A 948-nucleotide genomic window follows, 5' to 3' on the forward strand; every position below is an offset into this window, starting at 1 on the left:
AGTTCTTCAGACCTTCCCTTATCTGCCATTGCGCGCGAAGAAATACAGGCCAATACGATGGCGGCGGCCGTAGGCAACAGAGAAATTCTCGTGTATGCGGGAATGCTGGCCGTGATTGGTTGTTGGCCGGTTAAAGCCGGCAGAGTGGCCCATTCGATAACTGCGAACGCTGCAGCGCAGAAGAGCAATATCGAAAATGCCAAGGCCCTGCGGTTTATGAGGATCGGAAAATACCGCACCAGCAAAACCATGGCTGGGCCATAGGGAGCGAAGTTCAACGGATTCCAATGCGCCCACATCCACTGTGGGCCGCCATGCATTGGAATCCATTGGAACAACCCGATGAGCCCACAAAGCCAGGCCAGCAGCGCCACGTTCCATCGCGTAGATAGCCCGGCGCACAAGCTCGTAACGACGAGCGTTACCGCTAAGGCCATAAAGAAATAATAGACAGTACCGAAGGCTCCAATTAAAGCGACAACAGGGCTATCAATGAGCCAGCGGGCCGCGGTTTGAAGTCCGGGCAGGCCTCTGTCTACGAGAAGAAACAACATCGTCCAGAAGAGCATCAGGGCAGTCAGTCGGAGCGCCCGTGCGCGAAGTTTATGAACGCTGCCGCCATGAAGCACGTACAGAAAGCAGGAGATCGCGACAAAGCCCGGAACGGCGGTTAACAACACCTGGAAATTGATTATGTCCAATACGCCAGGCACATAACCAAACACGTCAGTGGCGCTCCAAATTTCAGGACGCGGCACCGCATGGGTATGCCATAGAACCACAAAAATCGATAGGACTGCGCGCGCGTAATGAAAGCCCGGGATATTTTTCTCGGCCATATTAAGTTTTTCATTTTTTTAGGCAGTTGGGGATTGTACGCCCGCTTATGCGGGCTTTTTTTCGTCTGAAGGGGACGCGATTTGAACTTCCAAGATTTCGATGCCCTCG

General features: G+C 53.3%; 1 protein-coding gene. It reads right to left on the reverse strand.

Going from position 1 to position 948, the window contains the following annotated elements; genetic code table 11:
• Window positions 1-839: acyltransferase (locus C1I89_RS33715; protein WP_146196995.1), on the reverse strand; the 839-nt coding region annotated here is incomplete at its 3' end.
• Between the last annotated feature and the right edge of the window lie 109 nt (window positions 840-948).

The organism is Achromobacter pulmonis (genome assembly GCF_002885955.2).
GTDB classification, from domain to species: Bacteria; Pseudomonadota; Gammaproteobacteria; order Burkholderiales; family Burkholderiaceae_B; genus Achromobacter; species Achromobacter pulmonis_A.